Origin of the sequence: Gordonia jinhuaensis, assembly GCF_014639795.1 — a bacterium.
GTDB lineage: Bacteria > Actinomycetota > Actinomycetes > Mycobacteriales > Mycobacteriaceae > Gordonia_B > Gordonia_B jinhuaensis.
Map to the genome: position 1 here is coordinate 70503 of NZ_BMGC01000012.1, position 17760 is coordinate 88262.

The 17760-nt window shown below is 66.5% G+C and carries 15 protein-coding genes; 8 read left to right on the forward strand and 7 right to left on the reverse strand.

The features are described 5' to 3' along the window. Window positions 1–62 precede the first annotated feature (62 nt). Window positions 63–935, reverse strand: coding sequence for an LmeA family phospholipid-binding protein (locus tag IEW22_RS10345; protein ID WP_188586529.1), 873 nt, complete (start codon window positions 933–935; stop codon window positions 63–65). A 231-nt stretch (window positions 936–1166) separates the two neighbouring features. On the opposite strand from IEW22_RS10345, the gene IEW22_RS10350 reads away from it, so the two are divergent. From IEW22_RS10350 to pstB, 6 genes are all read left to right on the forward strand, one after another. After that, on the forward strand, window positions 1167–2069 hold the full coding sequence (locus IEW22_RS10350) for a winged helix-turn-helix transcriptional regulator (protein ID WP_229742434.1): 903 nt from the start codon (window positions 1167–1169) through the stop codon (window positions 2067–2069). A 4-nt stretch (window positions 2070–2073) separates the two neighbouring features. Then, window positions 2074–3051: a mycothiol synthase gene (mshD, locus tag IEW22_RS10355; RefSeq protein ID WP_373284168.1), complete on the forward strand. Its 978-nt coding sequence runs from the start codon at window positions 2074–2076 to the stop codon at window positions 3049–3051. A gap of 239 nt (window positions 3052–3290) precedes the next feature. Then, window positions 3291–4418 (forward strand): phosphate ABC transporter substrate-binding protein PstS, encoded by a 1128-nt coding sequence (gene pstS, locus IEW22_RS10360; protein WP_188586530.1) that lies wholly within the window; start codon window positions 3291–3293, stop codon window positions 4416–4418. A gap of 34 nt (window positions 4419–4452) precedes the next feature. Continuing rightward, window positions 4453–5541: a phosphate ABC transporter permease subunit PstC gene (gene pstC, locus IEW22_RS10365; protein WP_188586531.1), complete on the forward strand. Its 1089-nt coding sequence runs from the start codon at window positions 4453–4455 to the stop codon at window positions 5539–5541. Continuing rightward, entirely contained in the window at window positions 5538–6464 is a 927-nt protein-coding gene (gene pstA / locus IEW22_RS10370) for a phosphate ABC transporter permease PstA (protein ID WP_188586532.1), read from the forward strand. Before pstC ends, pstA begins: the two co-directional genes overlap by 4 nt. Before the next feature lie 77 nt (window positions 6465–6541). After that, window positions 6542–7318 carry a phosphate ABC transporter ATP-binding protein PstB gene (gene pstB, locus IEW22_RS10375; RefSeq protein ID WP_188586533.1) on the forward strand — a complete coding sequence of 259 codons (777 nt, stop codon included), beginning with the start codon at window positions 6542–6544 and terminating at the stop codon, window positions 7316–7318. Window positions 7319–7562: 244 nt separating this feature from the next. Here the strand turns inward: pstB and phoU are convergent, their stop codons facing one another. The 4 genes from phoU to IEW22_RS10395 all read right to left on the reverse strand — a co-directional run bounded on the left by phoU (window position 7563) and on the right by IEW22_RS10395 (window position 13333). Further along, complete coding sequence (gene phoU / locus IEW22_RS10380) at window positions 7563–8249, reverse strand: phosphate signaling complex protein PhoU (protein ID WP_188586534.1); 687 nt, start codon at window positions 8247–8249, stop codon at window positions 7563–7565. A gap of 186 nt (window positions 8250–8435) precedes the next feature. After that, window positions 8436–10826: an LCP family protein gene (locus IEW22_RS10385; protein ID WP_229742436.1), complete on the reverse strand. Its 2391-nt coding sequence runs from the start codon at window positions 10824–10826 to the stop codon at window positions 8436–8438. 160 nt (window positions 10827–10986) lie between these two features. Then, window positions 10987–12072, reverse strand: a complete 1086-nt coding sequence (gene dusB / locus IEW22_RS10390) for a tRNA dihydrouridine synthase DusB (RefSeq protein WP_229742446.1) — start codon at window positions 12070–12072, stop codon at window positions 10987–10989. 268 nt (window positions 12073–12340) lie between these two features. After that, complete coding sequence (locus IEW22_RS10395) at window positions 12341–13333, reverse strand: acyl-ACP desaturase (RefSeq protein WP_188586535.1); 993 nt, start codon at window positions 13331–13333, stop codon at window positions 12341–12343. Between the two features lie 319 nt (window positions 13334–13652). On the opposite strand from IEW22_RS10395, the gene IEW22_RS10400 reads away from it, so the two are divergent. Together IEW22_RS10400 and IEW22_RS10405 are read left to right on the forward strand one after the other, a co-directional pair. Further along, window positions 13653–15587: a serine/threonine-protein kinase gene (locus IEW22_RS10400; protein WP_188586536.1), complete on the forward strand. Its 1935-nt coding sequence runs from the start codon at window positions 13653–13655 to the stop codon at window positions 15585–15587. Beyond that, entirely contained in the window at window positions 15584–16540 is a 957-nt protein-coding gene (locus tag IEW22_RS10405; RefSeq protein WP_188586537.1) for a hypothetical protein, read from the forward strand. Before IEW22_RS10400 ends, IEW22_RS10405 begins: the two co-directional genes overlap by 4 nt. A 70-nt stretch (window positions 16541–16610) precedes the next feature. Here the strand turns inward: IEW22_RS10405 and IEW22_RS10410 are convergent, their stop codons facing one another. Both IEW22_RS10410 and IEW22_RS10415 read right to left on the reverse strand, forming a co-directional pair. Next, entirely contained in the window at window positions 16611–17159 is a 549-nt protein-coding gene (locus tag IEW22_RS10410; RefSeq protein ID WP_188586538.1) for a hypothetical protein, read from the reverse strand. A gap of 168 nt (window positions 17160–17327) precedes the next feature. Continuing rightward, window positions 17328–17750, reverse strand: coding sequence for an organic hydroperoxide resistance protein (locus IEW22_RS10415; protein ID WP_188586539.1), 423 nt, complete (start codon window positions 17748–17750; stop codon window positions 17328–17330). Window positions 17751–17760 lie beyond the last annotated feature (10 nt).

A 17760-nucleotide genomic window follows, 5' to 3' on the forward strand; every position in this document is an offset into this window, starting at 1 on the left:
CGCACGACCCGATCCGAACCGGTCGAACGTCCGACTCGCCGACGCGATCGGCCGAGCGCACCTCAGAGATCCGATGTCGTCGGGCGCGCGGAGCGCGGGAAGAACTCGACCGCTCTGAGCCGTCGCGGCGTCTGCTCGCGCGCGGAGCCGTCAGCCGACCCGGCGTCGGCGAACTCGCCGCCGAGGATCACGTCGGACCCCTCGGTGTGTGCCTTCACCGCGACCATTCCCCACGGCAGGGGTAGCACCGGGAGGGTCCGCGTGAATGCGGCGAGGGCCGCCTGCCGCTGTGCGGCGTCGAGGTCGGGGGACGCGTGTTCGGCGGGCCCGCTGTAGAAGCCGGTGGCCACCACGCGCAGCGCACCGTCGACCACGTGCAGGTCGACGGTCACCGAGACCGTGCGCCGCAGCCCCGGCGCGACGGTGACGGTCCCCGTCGTCAGGATGCCGGTGGAGGCCGACAACAGGCCGTCGCCGGGGCCGCCACCGCCGGCCTTGTCGCGGGGTGCCGGCGTGGTCACCGTGAGGTCGGTGATGCCCAGGAAGCGCCCGAAGTTCACCGAGTCCAGCCGCAGCGAACCGTTCGCGTCGGACACCGTCAGCACATCGTGCGGGCCCACCGACCAGCGGTTGCCGGGCAGGGAGACCTCGTGCAGGGTGGATCGCAGGTCGCCGTGGCGTCCGTCGCCGAGGTCGACGCCGCGCGCGGTGATCCCGACCCGCGGATACTCGTGATGGCGCATCGACGAAGCGAAGGGGAACCCGCCGATCGTCACCTCCGGGTCGTAGTCGAGGCCGGATCCGCTCCTCAACGAGGTGGAGAGCCGATTCTCGGCGCTGATGGCCAGGCCGGTATCAACGGCGAACAGTGCGGCGATCACCACCACAGCCACGACGACCACACCGATGATCGTCTTGCGCACCGCACTGCTCATTCCTGGTGTTCGTTCCTGTCGGGTCGTTCCGGGCGTGGCCCTGATCGGCTGAGGATCTGCCGTCGAATGACCTGATCGGGGCCGGTCAGATGCGGCCCGAACCGAGCCAGATCGGCTCCGGCGACATACTCTGTTAACAGCGGAATGCCGGTTTGCGGTTATTCTGTCACCTGTCTCGTACTAGTTGGTAAGGCAACGTACACATAAGTTCATTCGAGATCGGAGTGGTTTGTGGATCTCTTGCTGTTGACAACCGATCCCACCCCGGAGTCCGTTCTGCCGTCGTTGTCATTGCTGGCTCATACCGTTCGTGTCGTCCCGACCGAGGTGTCTTCGCTGATGGAGGCGGGTAACGCCGACGTCGCGATCGTCGATGCGCGTAACGACCTGGCCGCCGCGCGAGGTCTGTGTCGACTGCTCGGCAGTACCGGTTCGCCGACCCCGGTGGTGGCTGTGCTCACCGAGGGCGGACTGGTGGCGATCAACGCTGAATGGGGTGTCGACGAGTTCCTGCTGCCGGCCACCGGCCCGGCCGAGCTCGACGCCCGGTTGCGACTTCTGGTCGTGCGCACCCGCGGTGTCACGACCGAGGAGTCCACCGGCAAGGTGGCGCTCGGCGAACTCGTGATCGACGAAGGTACCTACACAGCTCGTCTGCGCGGTCGTCCGCTCGACCTCACCTACAAGGAGTTCGAGCTGTTGAAATATCTCGCACAGAACGCCGGACGGGTGTTCACGCGTGCGCAGCTGCTGCAGGAGGTGTGGGGCTATGACTTCTTCGGCGGCACCCGCACCGTCGACGTCCACGTGCGACGCCTGCGCGCCAAACTCGGCAGCGAGCACGAGGCGCTGATCGGGACGGTGCGCAACGTCGGCTACAAGGCGGTTCGACCCACCCGTGGGCGCGGCGACACCGAGGACAGCGGTGATGTCGGCGACGACGTGAGCGGCATGGACATCGACGACATGCCCGACCCCGGTTTCGGTGACGGACTCGACGACATCGATGGACTCGACGGTCCTGACATGCCGGAAGGATCGCTGTCTGGCGACCAGGGTCAACCCAACCGGCCCGGCGGCCTGAGCCAACCCAACCGGCCCGGCGGCCTGAGCCACACCACCAGGCGGGGATGATCCGGTGACTGCCACCACCGTCGACACCGTCGTCGACGAGCTGGATCCGACTGTGATCGCCACAGTCGAACGGATGCTGGCCGAGGCAACCGCGGCCGACGGTGTGGCGCCGCTCTCCGAGCAGGCCGCGATGGCCGTCTCCCGACCAGTTGCCGGTGACGGAGTCACCCATCTGCTCGCCCGTGATGCGAACGACGACGCGGTGGTGGGCTATGCCAACCGGATCGCCGGACGCGACGGCGAACCGTCGATGGTCGAAGCCGTGGTCGAGGTGGGCGCACGGCGCCGGGGCCACGGTCGAGCGTTGGTGTCGGCGGCGCTGGAGCGCGGTGACAACGTGGGCAGTCCCGACATGAGCGGCGACGAGCAGGTCCGCGCCTGGGCGCATGGAGACCTTCCCGCGGCGCGAGCGCTGGCTGCCAGTCTCGGGCTGACGCCGCTGCGTGAGCTGCTGGTGCTGCGTCGGCCGCTAGGGCGTGACGCCCCGGAACTTCCGGAACTGACTGTGCCAGAAGGGATTCGGCTCGTCACCTACGCCGATGTCGCTGATCCCGATGCCGCCGAGGCCGAGATCTTGCGGGTCAACAACGCGGCCTTCGACTGGCATCCCGAACAGGGCGGCTGGACCAGTGACGAGATCACCGAACGGATTCAGTCGGAATGGTTCGATCCGGCCGGTTTGTTCCTGGCCTACGACGAACCCGAGTCGGGCCGAGAACCCACCCGGCTGCTCGGGTTCCACTGGACCAAGGTGCACGCCGACGAGAACCCACCCATCGGTGAGGTCTACATCGTGGGCGTGGACCCCGCCGCGCAGGGCCGAGGACTCGGACGTCTGCTGACGCTGGCCGGCCTGCATCATCTGCGTGACGGCGACCTCGGCGAGGTGGAACTGTATGTGGAGGGTGACAACACCGCCGCACTGCACACCTACGAACGGCTCGGTTTTACGCGGTTCTCTGCCGACGTCGCCTACGGCTGATACCGACGCTTTCTACGGGTGGAGCCGATCCGGGGCGCTGACCTGTACAGATCCGGGACCGCGAGCGACCCGGGGGTGATGCACACGTGCCGGGCAGACGTACGAAGGGCGAATTTCGTCCAATTCACCTTCCGTTTACCTTTCATGCCCGAGGTGTCCACCGTCGGTCCCTAGGGTCAGTGCGACCCAGGTAGGGGCCGACAGCGTCCTTACCACGCTTTCACCTGGAGGGACCGTTCGTGAAAATCAATCGTGTCGGCGCTGCGGCAGCATCGGTGGCCGTCGTTTCCACACTCGCCTTGGGCGCGTGCAGTAGCAACTCTGACAAGAACAGCGCCGACAGCAGCGTGGCTCCCGCTTCCAAGGTGGCCGACATCAAGTGCGACGGTAAGCAGTCACTCAAGTCGAGCGGTTCGACGGCCCAGGCCAACGCCATGAAGGTGTTCTCGACCTCCTTCGCCAAGACCTGTCCCGGTTTCGAGCTGAGCTACGGTGGCGGTGGCTCGGGCCAGGGCGTCTCGGACTTCACCCAGAACCTCACCGACTTCGGCGGCAGTGACTCGCCGATCAGCGGTGCCGACGCACAGGCCGCCGAGAAGCGCTGCGGTGCCGAGGCCTGGAACCTCCCGCTGGTGTTCGGGCCGATCGCGGTGGCCTACAACATCGACGGTGTGTCCGACCTCGCACTCTCGGGCCCCACGCTGGCCAAGATCTTCTCCGGTGAGATCAAGAACTGGAACGATCCGGCCATCGCCGCCGAGAACCCGGGCGTCTCGCTGCCCAACCTGGCCATCTCGGTGATCTACCGCGCCGACCAGTCGGGCACCACCGACAACTTCCAGAAGTACCTGACGGCAGCGGGTGGCTGGACCAAGGGCACCGGCAAGACCTTCAACGGCGGTGTCGGAGAAGGTAAGCAGGGCAACCCGGGTGTCGGTTCGGCTGTGAAGCCGACCAAGGGGTCGATCGCCTACGTCGAGTGGGCGTTCGCCAAGTCGAACGGTCTGTCGATGGCCAAGATCATCACCGACCAGGACAAGACCGGCGTCGAGCTCAACGCCGAGTCCGGTGGCAAGACCATCGAATCGGCCACTCTGAAGAACGGCGCCGACGATCACAACATGGTCATCGACACCGCGTCGTTCTACAAGCCGACGACCGCTGGCGCCTACCCGATCATGCTGGCAACCTATTCCATCGTGTGCTCCAAGTACTCTGACAGCTCGACGGCTGCCGGGGTGAAGACCTTCCTCTCGGTTGCCTCGGCGCCGCAGAACCAGGGCACCGATCTGGAGAACGCGGGGTACATCCCGCTGCCTTCGGAGTTCCAGACCAAGCTGCAGTCGGCAATCGACGCGATCCAGTAGCAACTCACTGCAGCCTGACAGGGCGATGAAAGACATGTCTGTGGATGACACAACCGGGATGGGCCCGGGCTCGACGGAAACCTCGTCGAGCCCGGGCGCCATGCCCCCCGACCGATCCGATCGCCGGCTGACCCCGGAGGCCGACCAGGCCGAGCAGGAACTCCACCGGGGACTGCACGATCACCGCGGCGCCTTCGCCGACCGGATGTTCGCCGGTCTGGCCAGCTGGACCGGCGTCTTCGTGATCGTGGTGATCGCCGGTATCGGCATCGCCCTGCTCGTCGACGCGATCCCGGCGTTGACGCGCAACAACGTCAACTTCCTGTTCTCCTCCGACTGGAAGGTCGGAGCGCAGGACTTCGCCGACGGCCAGGCCCGCTTCGGCATCTGGGAACTCTTCCGCGCGACCGCGCTGTCGTCGCTGTTCGCGCTGGTCCTGGCCACGCCGATCGCGATCGGGATTGCGGTGTTCCTCGTCGAATACGTCCCGAAGAGGATTTCTCGGCCGCTCAGCGCCGCCATCGATCTACTCGCGGCGGTGCCGTCGATCATCTACGGCCTGTGGGGTATCTACATCCTCGCGCCGTTCATCGCGCCGTTCGCGCAGTGGCTCAACGACAATCTCGGCTGGTTCTTCCTGTTCTCCACGGGGAAGACCTCGATCTCCGGCGGCGGCACGATCTTCACCGCAGGCATCGTCCTGGCGATCATGATGCTGCCGATCATCACCTCGATCACCCGCGAGGTGCTGCGCCAGACGCCGGCCGGCCAGAAGGAGGCCGCCCAGGCGCTCGGCGCCACCAAATGGGAGGTCATCCGTATGACGTCCTTCCCGTATGCCCGTTCGGGCATGATCTCGGCGGCGATGCTCGCACTCGGCCGTGCGCTCGGCGAGACGATCGCGGTGATGATCATCCTGAGCGCGGCAGTCGGCCGGCTCAAGTGGTCGCTGTTCGAGGGCGGTGACACCTTCGCCTCGAAGATCGCCCGCGACGTGGGCGAGTTCATCGGTAGCAAGGACGCGCAGGGCGCCTACATCGCGGCCGGTCTGGTGCTGTTCGTCCTGACCTTCGTGGTCAACGCGATCGCCCGTGCGGTCGCCGGCGGAAAGGTCAACGGATGAGCGTGCAGACGGACACCGCCTCGGGCGGACCGGTCAAGGCCTCCGGAAGCGCCTTCCGCGACATCTCGTTGCGGCGGAAGCTGTCCAACAACCTCGCATGGGTGATCTTCGGCGTGTGCTTCGTCGTGGCACTCATCCCGCTGGTGTGGCTGCTGGAGACGGTGATCTCCAAGGGTGTCGGTGCGATCACCGACCCGCACTGGTGGTTCGGCGACGCCTACGCGATCGACACCACCAGCGATTACTCGGCCGGTGTCGCCCACGCCATCGTCGGTTCGGTGATCCAGGCCGGTATCGCGACGATCATCTCGGTCCCCATCGCGGTGATCACCGCCGTGCTGTTGGTGGAATACCCGACCAATCGTCTGGTCAAGCCCGTCTCGTTCATGATCGACATCCTCGCCGGAGTGCCGTCGATCGTGGCCACCCTGTTCATCTTCACCGTCTTCGTGATCGGTCTGGGCCTGGGGCAGAGCGCATTCATGGTCAGCCTCGCGTTGATCCTGATGATGGTGCCGATCGTGACGCGGTCCAGCGAGGAGATGCTCAAGCTGGTTCCCGACGAGCTGCGTGAGGCGTCGTACGCACTGGGGATCCCGAAGTGGAAGACCGTGCTGCGCATCGTGATCCCGACGGCACTGTCGGGCATGCTGTCGGGCATCTTCTTGGCAATCGCTCGCGTGATGGGCGAGACCGCTCCGGTGCTGATCCTCGCCGGGCCGGCGAGTTCACGGGTCCAGACGAATCCGTTCAGCGGGGGTATGGAATCGCTGCCGCTGTTCATCAAGGACATGTGGGCATCGGCCCAGGGCGCCTCGTCGTTCTACTACTGGGGTGCGGCGTTGACGCTGATCATCATCATCGCGGTACTGAATCTGATCGCGGCGTTGCTGGCGAGATACCTCGCACCCAAGACGAAGTGACGTCGCGCGGCATCCCGCAGATCACGCAATCGAGCAGACCCGGCAATCGAGAAGTACCCAGCAAGTAGGGAATTGCAATGGCCAAGCGCCTGGACATCAAAGATCTCAACATCTATTACGGCAAGTTCCACGCCGTGAAGGATGTGTCGCTGTCGGTCCCGCCGCACAGCATCACCGCCTTCATCGGACCGTCGGGCTGCGGCAAGTCGACTGTGCTGCGCACGCTCAACCGGATGCACGAAGAGGTACCCGGTGCATACGCGGAGGGCAAGGTCCTCCTCGACGGTGAGGACATCTACGGCAAGGGCATCAGCCCGACCGCGGTGCGGACCACCATCGGCATGGTCTTCCAGCGCCCGAATCCGTTCCCCACCATGTCGATTCGCGACAACGTGGTGGCGGGCCTGCGATTGCAGGGCGTACGTAACAAGGCCGCGCTCGACGAGGTGTGCGAACGCAGCCTGCGTGGCGCGAACCTGTGGGACGAGGTGAAGGACCGTCTCAAGAAGCCCGGCGGCGGGCTCTCGGGCGGTCAGCAGCAGCGTCTGTGCATCGCGCGCGCGATCGCCGTGTCGCCCGACGTCCTGCTCATGGACGAGCCGTGTTCGGCACTCGACCCGATCTCGACCCTGGCGATCGAGGACTTGATGGGTGAACTCAAGAAGGACTACACGATCGTCATCGTCACCCACAACATGCAGCAGGCCGCACGCGTGAGCGATCAGACCGCGTTCTTCAACCTCAAGGGGCAGGGACAACCCGGGCGGCTCGTGGAGATCAACGACACCGAGACGATGTTCTCCAACCCGACGGAGAAGGCGACCGAGGATTACATCTCAGGTCGGTTCGGCTGACCCACCGCGGCCACCACGACAGAGTGGCGAGACAGAGAAACGGCCCGGAAGTGTTCCGGGCCGTTTCTCTGTGGGGTGAATCCATTATGCGCTCTCGCAGGTGCTGCGCAGGTGAACCACAGAAAAAGACCGTGGGAATGATCTGCCGGTCGGCGATCGCTCCCACGGTCCGTTCACACCCGGTGATCGACATCGATCCCGTCGACTGCGATGCACACCGAACAGTGAACTGGCGCAACCGAACTCAGATGTAGTCGTCCTCGAGGCGTTCCTCGGCCTCTTGGAACTGTTCGGGTGTCTTGCCGGTGGCCTGGAAGACCACGCGGCGACCGATGAGCACCGCGTGGTCGGCGAAACGCTCGTAATAGCGTCCCAGCAATGTCACGTCGACGGCGGCGGCGACCCCGTGTCGCCACTCGCGGTCCATCAGCACGGTGAACAGGTGACGATGCAGGTCGTCCATTGCGTCGTCGTCCTCACGAAGCTGGATCGCATCCGTGGGATCCTGGCTGTTGAGCACCTCCCGCGCGGCTCGTGCCATCTTGACCGCGAGCCGGCCCATCTCCGCAAAGTAGCCGTTGACCTCTTCTGGCAGCGCATGTGCGGGGTGGCGACGACGCGCGACCTTCGCCACGTGCAGGGCCAGGGCACCCATCCGGTCGACGTCGGCGACGATCTGGAAACCGCTGACGATCGCGCGCAGATCGCCCGCGACGGGGGCCTGCAGTGCGAGCAGAGCGAATGCCTGCTCCTCGGCGTCGGCCGAGAGCACCGTGATCTTCTCGTGGTCGGTGATGACCTGTTCGGCGATGGCCAGATCTGCCTGCAGGAGGGCCTGTGTTGCACGCTCCATGGCGATCCCCGCCAGTTCGCATTCTTCTCCGAGCGTGGCGTTCAATCCTGCCATCTGCTCGTGGTACGCAGTTCTCACACGCCAAGCCTACGGCGTATCGAACAGCCTGTGGTGCTGCCAGGGTGAACTGCGAATGAACGTGTCCACCTCGTGCGGTTCGTCTTGTTCGGGCCGTCGGGACGTGGTCGCGGCGGGCTCGAAAGTGTTACCGCCGGCCGGCTGCTGTCTGGTCACGAGTGGGGGCCGGGGAGTGGCCGGCGGCGACTACTGGCAGGTGGTGTCTGCGGCGTTGGTGACCGACAGGTCGTCGGGCAGCGCGCTGTGTTCGTTCGACTGCGGCAGTTTGGCGGCGGTCAGCGAGCCACCCGGGGTCGGTGCCGAGCGTAGATCGTCTTTGTAGTCCTTGCCGACGATCACCTCTACCCCTGACTTCACGTTGTCGTCGGGCTGGATGGTCGCATCGGCGAACATCGCCGCCACGGTCGCCGCGGCGTCTTCCTGGCCGGGGCCGTACCGCACCACGGTCGACGGATAGAGCTCGGAGGCATCGGCGACCCCGCGAACGTCGAAACCGTCGTTGCTCATGACGTTGGAGACCCCCGTCGCGACTCCGACCCCGCCCGTGCCGTTGAGCACTCGCACGCCGACGTCGCCGGAGGACTGCGCGGTTGCGGTCACCTCGACCGGCGTCTGGTCGGTGGAGGCGGTGTCGGTGGATTTGGGGGCCGAACTCGGTGCGGGTGTGGGCCGCTTCTTCTTCGTGGAGTCGTCGGTCTTCTTCAGCTCGGCCTCACCGGGCAGCGGCTGGTCGTCGATGATCGCGTTGAAGATGGCGTTGATGTCGTCGGTGCGCGGGATCTCGTTGTTGGCACCGTCAGTGGTGGTGCCGGCGGTGGGGATCGTCAGGAATGTCACGCGTCCGGCCTGCAGCCCCTGCATCGACTGGGCGAGGTCGAGCAGGTTGTCGGTGCTGATGTTGTCGACCTTGCTGTACTTGATGAATGTGGAGATGATCCCGTTGAGCTTCGACGGATTCGACAGCACATTGCCCGACAGCAGCGAGCGCAGCATCGACGAGAGGAACAGCTGCTGACGTTTGATCCGGCCGTAGTCGCCGTTGCCCTCGGTCTCGATGGTGCGGGCGCGCACGTAGTTCAACGCCCGCGGCCCGCGCAGCGTGTAGGAACCCGGGCGCGACAAGATGTTTCCGAGTTCGTAGTCGTAGAGCGGGGTGGTGGAGCACACGCGGACACCGCCGATCTTGTTGACCACCTGCTCGAAACCGTAGAAGTCCATCGCGATGAAGTGGTTGATGTTCAGACCGGTCATCTTGGTCAGCACCTGAACGGCGCATTTGGGTCCGCCGAAACCGTAGGCGGTGTTGAGCTTTGCGCCGGTCTCGGCGGGCACCACGGTGGTGGGGTCATAGGTTCCGGTGTCGTTGTTCCACGACTGACACGACGGGCGGTCGATCTGTAGATCACGCGGAAACGACACGGCGACAACACGACTGCGGCTCGCGGGGATGTTGACGAGGATCACGGTGTCCGACCGCGCCCCACCCGCGTCTGCGGTGGTGCCGGCGCCGACGTCGCCGTTCATACCCGAGCGGGTGTCGGTGCCGACGATCAGGTAGTTCTGGTCGCCCGACTGGGCGCCGATGTTGCGGATGTTGCGGTCGGAGGAATCGACGGCAGTGATGTTGTTCCACTGACCGTTGGTGTGCTTGAGATAGCCCCACACCACACCGGTGCCGACCAGTGACAGCACGCAACCCACGATCATGAGGATGCGTCCAGCCCCGGTGGCCACGGCCAGCGAGCGGCCACGATCGCGGGTGGCCGGCCTTCGTCCGCCTGGGGTGGTCGGCGCGACGATCCGCGAACGCAATGCGGTGCGGTCTCGTTGACCCTCGCGCGGATCCTCGCCAGTGGTGGTCTCGGGGGACGCTGCTGGAGTTGTGACTTCGCCGGCCGCGGATTCGCGAGCTGCGGCAGTGTCGGGTGTGGCCCCGGAGTCTGTGTCCGTGGAGTCTGTGGGTTCAGTGGATGTGGGTTGGGCTTGTGTGTGCTCGGTAGGCGTGGGTTCGGTGGGCGTGGATGGTGAGACCCCGCCGCTCGAGTCGCCGCTGCCCAAGTGCCCACTGTTCGAGTTGCTGCTGTTCGAGTTGCTGTCCGGGATCGGGGTGGCGGATCGGACGAGCGGGAGCTTGCGGGTGGCGTCGGGATCTGCGGCGGGATCGGTGGCGGCCGCACCAGAGGCACCGCTCGGCCGTGAGCCGCCGGTCGAGCCTGATCGAGATGACGGTGTCGAGCGAGATGACGGTGCCGAGGTCGCCTCAGCATCGTCGTCGAGTCGAGCCATCAGCTCGCGGACGGTGAGGCGACGAGTCGAGGCGCTGCGATGATGTCCGCGGGTCCGGGGTTCGCGCAGTACCTCGTCGGTGGGTCGGCTCAGCGACCGGCCGATCTCGTCGGCGCGCCGCTCGGATGAGGGGCGAGTCGTCGGTGCCCCGGCCTGCGAGTCGGCCGCTGCCCCTGATTCCGGTGGCCCGGAGCGCGAGGACCCCGACGGGTCGTGTCCACCGCGGAACTCACGACGCGCGCGAGGGCGATACCGCGGGCCGCGAGAGCCTGCGTCCTCGTCGTCGCTCACTCATGTTCCTTCACTGCTGTGGTCACATCTCGTCACGATTGCGTGACGAGATCGTACCGACGGACCGGGCATCTCACCCGTACACACCGCCGAGCTCCCACAAAGTACCTGTCCCGTGCCCCGCCTGCCCGACGGTGACCTACCTGCCCGGCGCGGCCATCTATCCGCCCGAGTGCATCACCTCGGCGCCGGCGGGGACGGCGTCGTCGTCGGGATCGTCGAGCCACCCGTCGGGCAGTGCGACCTTCGCCGGTGATCCCTGTCGTCCGCGCGGGCCGTGCCCGTCGGAGGGGAAGGGGGCGTCGGCGGGCAGTGTCGACACCAGTTCGGCGAGCTCATCGACGGTGCGGACGAGCGACATCTGCGCACGGATCTGAGAACCGACCGGAAAACCGCGCAGGTACCAGGCGACGTGCTTGCGGATTTCCCGCATGCCCTTGTCCTCGCCGTGGTGATCGGCGAGCAACCGTCCGTGGCGGATGATGATCGCACCCACCTCGCCGAGGTTCGGCGAGGCCGGGGCCGGTGTGCCGTTGAGTTCGGCGCTCAGTTCGGCGAACAGCCACGGCCGTCCCAGACACCCACGGCCGACCACCACGCCGTCGCAACCGGTCTGGCGCATCATCGCCACGGCGTCGGGTGCTTCGAAGATGTCGCCGTTACCGAGCACCGGTACCGACGTCACATGTTCCTTGAGTCGTGCGATCTCATCCCAGTTCGCCTCTCCGGAGTATCGCTGAGAGGCGGTACGAGCGTGTAGCGCAACAGCTTTTGCACCTTCCTCGGCGGCGATGCGGCCGGCGTCGAGATGTGTGTGGTGCTCGTCGTCGATACCCACGCGGAACTTCACGGTCACCGGGATGTCGGTGCCTTCGGTGGCGCGCACGGCTGCAGCGACGATGTTGGCGAACAGACGCCGCTTGTAAGGGATCGCCGAACCGCCGCCCTTGCGGGTGACCTTGGGGACCGGGCAGCCGAAATTCATGTCGATGTGATCGGCGAGGTTCTCGTCGACGATCATCTTCGCTGCGGCATAGGTGTATTCGGGGTCGACAGTGTAGAGCTGCATCGACCTCGGATTCTCATCCGGACCGAAGGTGGTCATGTGCATCGTGGTGGGGTGGCGTTCCACCAACGCGCGTGCCGTCACCATCTCGCAGACATACAGACCTGACACCGTGCCGGTGCGTTCGAGCTCGAGTTCACGGCACAGCGTGCGGAAAGCGACGTTGGTGACCCCGGCCATCGGCGCCAGGACCACCGGGCTCGTCAGGTCGATCGACCCGATCGACAACGCAGGTGTCCGGGCGGGCGTGGTTGGCTGCTCGGATGCAGACGCGGCCCCGGTCTCGGGCAGCCGACCAGGTGCGCTCGGACGCTCGATGATGGTGCTCACCTGATCGAGGGTAGAAGCCCACCGGGGTCAGGTGCCAATCGCCGGTATGACCCGAGCCGCAGCGCCGCCCGTAACGCCGCCGCGCGTGTCGAGGAGGACAGCGAGGGCAGCGGCCGTCTCAGGAGGCCTGGGCCTCGCGCTTCTTGGCCTCACGGGCCAGTGCGCGATCGCGCATCTCCTCGAACCTGAGGGTGTCCTTCTCGAGCTTCTCGAGGAAGTCGGCGAGCTGGTCGCGAGCGGCCTCGCCCTTGGCGGTGAAGTCCTCGCGCTCGAAGACCTTCCATTTGCGCAGTACCGGCTGGACCACCTCTTCGAGGTGCTGTCGCAGGTCGTAGATACCGTGCTTGGCCATCAACACGCCGTGACGGCGGAAGTTGGGCATGCCCGCGCCGGGCATCTGGAAGTTGGTCACGATGTCGGTGACCGCCTCCATGGTCTGGTCGGGCGCCACGTCGAGGGCGCTGCCGCAGATGTTGCGGTAGAAGATCATGTGCAGGTTCTCGTCGGCGGCGATGCGCTGGAGCATGCGGTCGGCGATGGGGTCGTTGCAGGCCTTGCCGGTGTTGCGGTGGCTCACACGTGTGGCGAGCTCCTGGAAGGTCACATAGGCCACCGAGTGCAGCAGACCCATCTGGCCGCCGTTGGCCTGGATCTCGGCCATGTGCTCGCCGGCCTGCGTCTCCGGGTTGAAGCCGTTGGTCATGTGCACCATGCGGTCGGCCTCGAGGGCGGCCGGGTCGACACCGCGGGTGACCACCAGGTAGTCGCGCATCACGATGCCGTGGCGGTTCTCCTCGGCGGTCCACCGACCCACCCAGTGGCCCCAGGCGCTGTCCATCGAGAAGTTCTCGGCGATCACCCGGTGGTAGGAGGGCAGGTTGTCCTCGGTGAGCAGGTTGGTGATCATCGCGGCCTTGGCGACCTCGTCGAGCTGCGACTGCTCGGGGTCGTAGTCGACACCGCCGAGCGCAGCGAAGTTGCGGCCCTCATCCCACGGCACGTAGTCGTGCGGGTTCCAGTTCTTCGCGATCGACAGGTGCCGATTGACGTTCTCTTCGGCCACCGGCGCGAGTTCGCGCAGGAGCTCAAGCTGGCTCAGCTCACGTGTCATGGATCGACCTTTCCTCGGAGCGTGACGGTAACGAGGGTACGTCATGGCGCTGACGGTCCCAAGGGGAAACTTACGGTGCAGTAGCTTTTCACGAAGGGTGGCGGCCTCGTCGGACGCGCGCACGTGTGCGGTGTGTGAAAGGCTCCCCCTCGATCATCGCCGGGGAGGCCGAAATGGCACCATTATCCCCGGTTTTGTGAGCTATATCCCTGTGCTTTACCCCTCGTGAGCGGTGTTCACGCACTACGAGGGGGGTTTCGGCGGGGAGCCGTGGTCGGCACACGACTCGGCTGGGGGCGGTGCGAGGGGGAGGAAGACAGTGTCGTCAGGGCTGGACACGGGGCAGCGGATCGCCGGGTACGAGGTGGTCTCCGAACTGGGGCGCGGCGGAATGGGATCGGTGTATGTGGTCCGGCATCCGCGGCTGCCGCGCACCGACGCGCTGAAGGTGCTGCACGAGGGCTTCGGCGACGATCCCGATCTGGTCGCGCGATTCACCCGCGAGGGCGACGTGTTGGCCTCCCTCGATCACCCCAACATCGTCACGGTCTTCGACCGGGGGATGGACGACGGGCGATTGTGGATCGCGATGGAGTATGTACCCGGAGTCGACGCTGGGCGGCTGTGCTCGGCGGGTCCGGTCCGTCCGCAGATCGTCGCCGACGTGATCTCCGGTGTCGCCGCGGGACTCGACTTCGCCCATCGGCGCGGGATCGTCCACCGGGATGTGAAGCCGGCGAACATCGTCGCCACACCGGGCGGCCAGCAGGGGCGACCGGCGGAGGTCAAGCTCACCGACTTCGGGATCGCCGGCATCTTCGGCGAGACGGTCACCGCACCCGGACACGACCCGGGTGAACCCGGCGCCAGCCAGACGGTCGGCACGCTGCGCTACGCCGCCCCCGAACAGATCTCGGGTGGACCGACCGACCACCGCGTCGATGTGTACGGACTCGGCGTCACCGCCTACGAGATGCTGACCGGCGGATTGCCCTTCTCGGCGACCGATCATCAATCGCTGATGGCAGCCCATCTGATCGCCGACGTGCCGCCGGCATCGTCGAGATGCCCCTACCTCGGTGAGCGTGTCGATCGGGTGCTCGCACGCGCGATGGCCAAAGCCCCCGCCGATCGATATGCCACCTGCGGTGAATTCGCTACGGAGCTGTCTGCAGCGCTGGCCGGGGTGCCGGCCACCTCGACAGGCGTTGCCGACGCAGCGATGCGCCCCGCCGGCGCGCCGGGCAGCACTGCTGCGGTGAGCGGCGGTCCGGGCGGCAACGGTCTGGGCGGCAACAATTCGGGCGGCAACAATTCGGGTGGCAACGGTGCGGGATTTGCCGGGTCCGGTCGCGATCCCCTCGGCGACAACGGGTGGGAACGCACAGAGCAGATTCGTCCTACGCCCGCCACACCCGCGCGTGAGGTGCCGTTCTCGGCACCGGAACGCCGATCCCGGATTCCCGCGTGGATACCGCTGGTCGCCGCAGCGGTGGTCGCGGCCGTGGTGGGTGCCGTCGTCGCGGTGAGCGTGGGTGGGGACGAGCAGCCCGCCGCACTCGCCGCCCCGGGCGCACCCACGGCGGCGATCGACGGTGATGCGTTGACGCTGTCGTGGAAGCCGGTCACCGATGCCACGAGCTATGAGGTCCGATCCGACGAGGGGGTCGTCTACTCCGGGTCGCAGACCTCGGTGCGCCAGCAACTTCCGCTGCCGGGCACCCACCGTTACTCGGTTGCCGCCCGATCGGCCGACCGGGCGGGATCGGACTACGGGGCGCAGTCCGCGCCGGTGACCGTCGACGAGGGGTGGGGTGCGCTCACCGGTCTGGTCGGGCTGATGCCGGCGCTGCTGCCTGCGACGCCGACCGCCGCAGGCTTCGGCGGCATGCACTGCACCGGACTCGAGGGGTCCACCGATCCGGCCAATCCTGTTGCCGGACAGATGTTCTGCAACGGTGCCGGTCGTAACACCGCCGGCCTCGGCCCCGCCGACTCGGTCACCGTCGCCGCATACGCCGATCGCGCGACGCGCGACAAGGCACTCGCCTCGACCCTGTTCCGGACACCGTCGGCGCGCGTCACCACGGTCCAGCGCCATCCTGCCCGCGTGTTCTGGAAGAACGTGCGCGGGGGAGGTCTCGCCTATCTGGTGTTCGACGACAACGAACGAGCAGGTGTGGTGATCACCGTCTCGGTCACGCGGCGAGACGGTGTGGCAGCGAAGAACACGACGATGCGGATGCCGGTATGAGCAAGAAATCGACGATGATGTACTCGGTCACCGCCGAGATGGAACCCGCTCGGTCACTGCGTGGCGGCGGAAACGGCGGTGGCACACGCGGTCTGAAGTGGCCGGTGCTCGCCGGGGCGGTCATCGTCGCGGCGATCGTGGGGATCCTGATGTATCTGGTGGTCCACTCGTTCGTCGGCGAGGACACGCCCGCCGCGGCCGGTGTCCCCTCGGCGCCCACGGTCACCGCGACCGCCGATCACGTGGCGATCTCGTGGAAATCGGTGTCGGGTGCGCAGGGCTATGTGGTCAGCCGTGATGGTCAGGTGATCTACCGCTCCACGAAGTCGGGCGATGACACGACCCGTTTCGACGATTACTCGGCCACTGCGGGAGAGCACACCTACACGGTGTCGGCCATCGGTGACGATGATCGCCTGTCGGCGGCGTCGGCCGGCGAGAAGGCAACCGCGCCACAGGGTTACGGAGAGATCGCGCCACTGATGCGGCGACTGGGCACCCTCTTGCCCACGGCGCCGGGGGGGACCGGATTCGACGACATGCGCTGCGTGGTCCGCCGCGCACCGGTGGTGGGTGCTGATCAGTCGGGTGCGCAGAGCACCGCGCGGCTCGTCTGTGATTCGCCCAAGTCTGATTCGCCCAAGTCTGATTCGCCCAAGTCCGATTCGCCGAAGTCGCAGACTCATCCGCCGCTCACCTGGTACGTGGACTTCTGGGACAGCTCCAAGGCGCGCGACCTGGCGGTGCCGTCGTTTGCGCCGGGTGCCACGAAAGTCACATGGGCGCATGGTGATGCCTATCAGGTGGCGCCACAGGGCACGTCGGATCTGATGCTGACGTTCTCCGATCCGGACCGGTCGGCGATCAGCATCCTGCTCAATTCTGATCCGAATGCGCTGTGGGCGCCGAAGGATCTGCTCGACTACGCGAATTCGCTGCCCGTCGGCAGATGATCGGTGCGGCGGTGTGCGATGGTCTGGGCATGCGGTGTTGCCCCAGAACGGTTCTGCGACTCAGCTGGGATCAGTAGCGTGTGACGCACACGGTGACCGGGGGCCGCTCCCACCAGTACGACCACTGATGTGACGTGCACAACCGGGACTGTCTGGCTCCCTGGTGGACTGAACGCACCCGCATGCTGCCTGCTGATCCGCATGCCGCCGGGGCGATCCAGGCGTTGTCGGTGGGCCGGGTGTAGCAGCCGTCGGTGATCAGATCGACCACCAGACACAGCGTGTGGCCGTCGGAGTGCAGCTGTGACACGCCCACCGCGCAGGAGTCGCCGGCGCCACCCACTGCAACCACCGCATACGGTGCCTGCGACGTGCGGCAGGTCGCGCGCTCGAATCGCCGGTCGACCACCGCGCCGCAGTCACCCACTCCCACAGCGGCGTCGGCGTCCGACGCGATGGGCGAGGAGTCGGGGGCGGAGATGCGCGTGTCCTCGGAACCGCTTGCCCGCTGCGACAGGGTGACAGCGCAGAAGATCGCGGTGGCGACCACCACGGCCACAGTCGCGACGAACCAGGGGACCGGTGATCGGTTCCCCTGGTTCGTGTGACTGTCGGCCATTCCGTGTTCCCCCCCCCGCGTGCGCGCTGGTGCGTGAAGGTATTCCAGCACAGCGCACATCGACCAGCCCGACCAGCCGTCGCGGACGGCGACTGGTCGGGCGGGATCAACGCGGGATCATATCGTGGCCATGTGGCGTCGACCTGGCCGTTCTGTCTGTCGCCGGCGTCAGTCCTCGGTGACGCTGAGCGCCACATCGATGTTGCCGTGGGTGGCGTTGGAGTACGGGCACACCTGGTGGGCCTTCTCGGTGAGCTCGAGCGCCTTGTCGTGGTCGACATGGGGGAGGGTCACCTCGAGGGCGACGGCGAGTCCGAAGCCGCCCGCGTCGTTCGGTCCGATCGACACGCGCGCGCCGACAGCGGAGTCGGTGACATCGGCGCCGTCCTGCTTGGCGACCAGTCGCAGCGCGCTGTGGAAGCACGCGGCGTATCCGGCGGCGAAGAGCTGCTCGGGGTTGGTGCCCTCACCCGACCCGCCCATCTCCTTCGGTGCGGCGAGGTTCACGTCGACCTTGCCGTCGTCGGTACGCGCGTGGCCGTTGCGTCCGTCGCCGGTGGCGAGTGCTTCTGCGGTGTAGAGCGTCTTCATGGTGACTCCT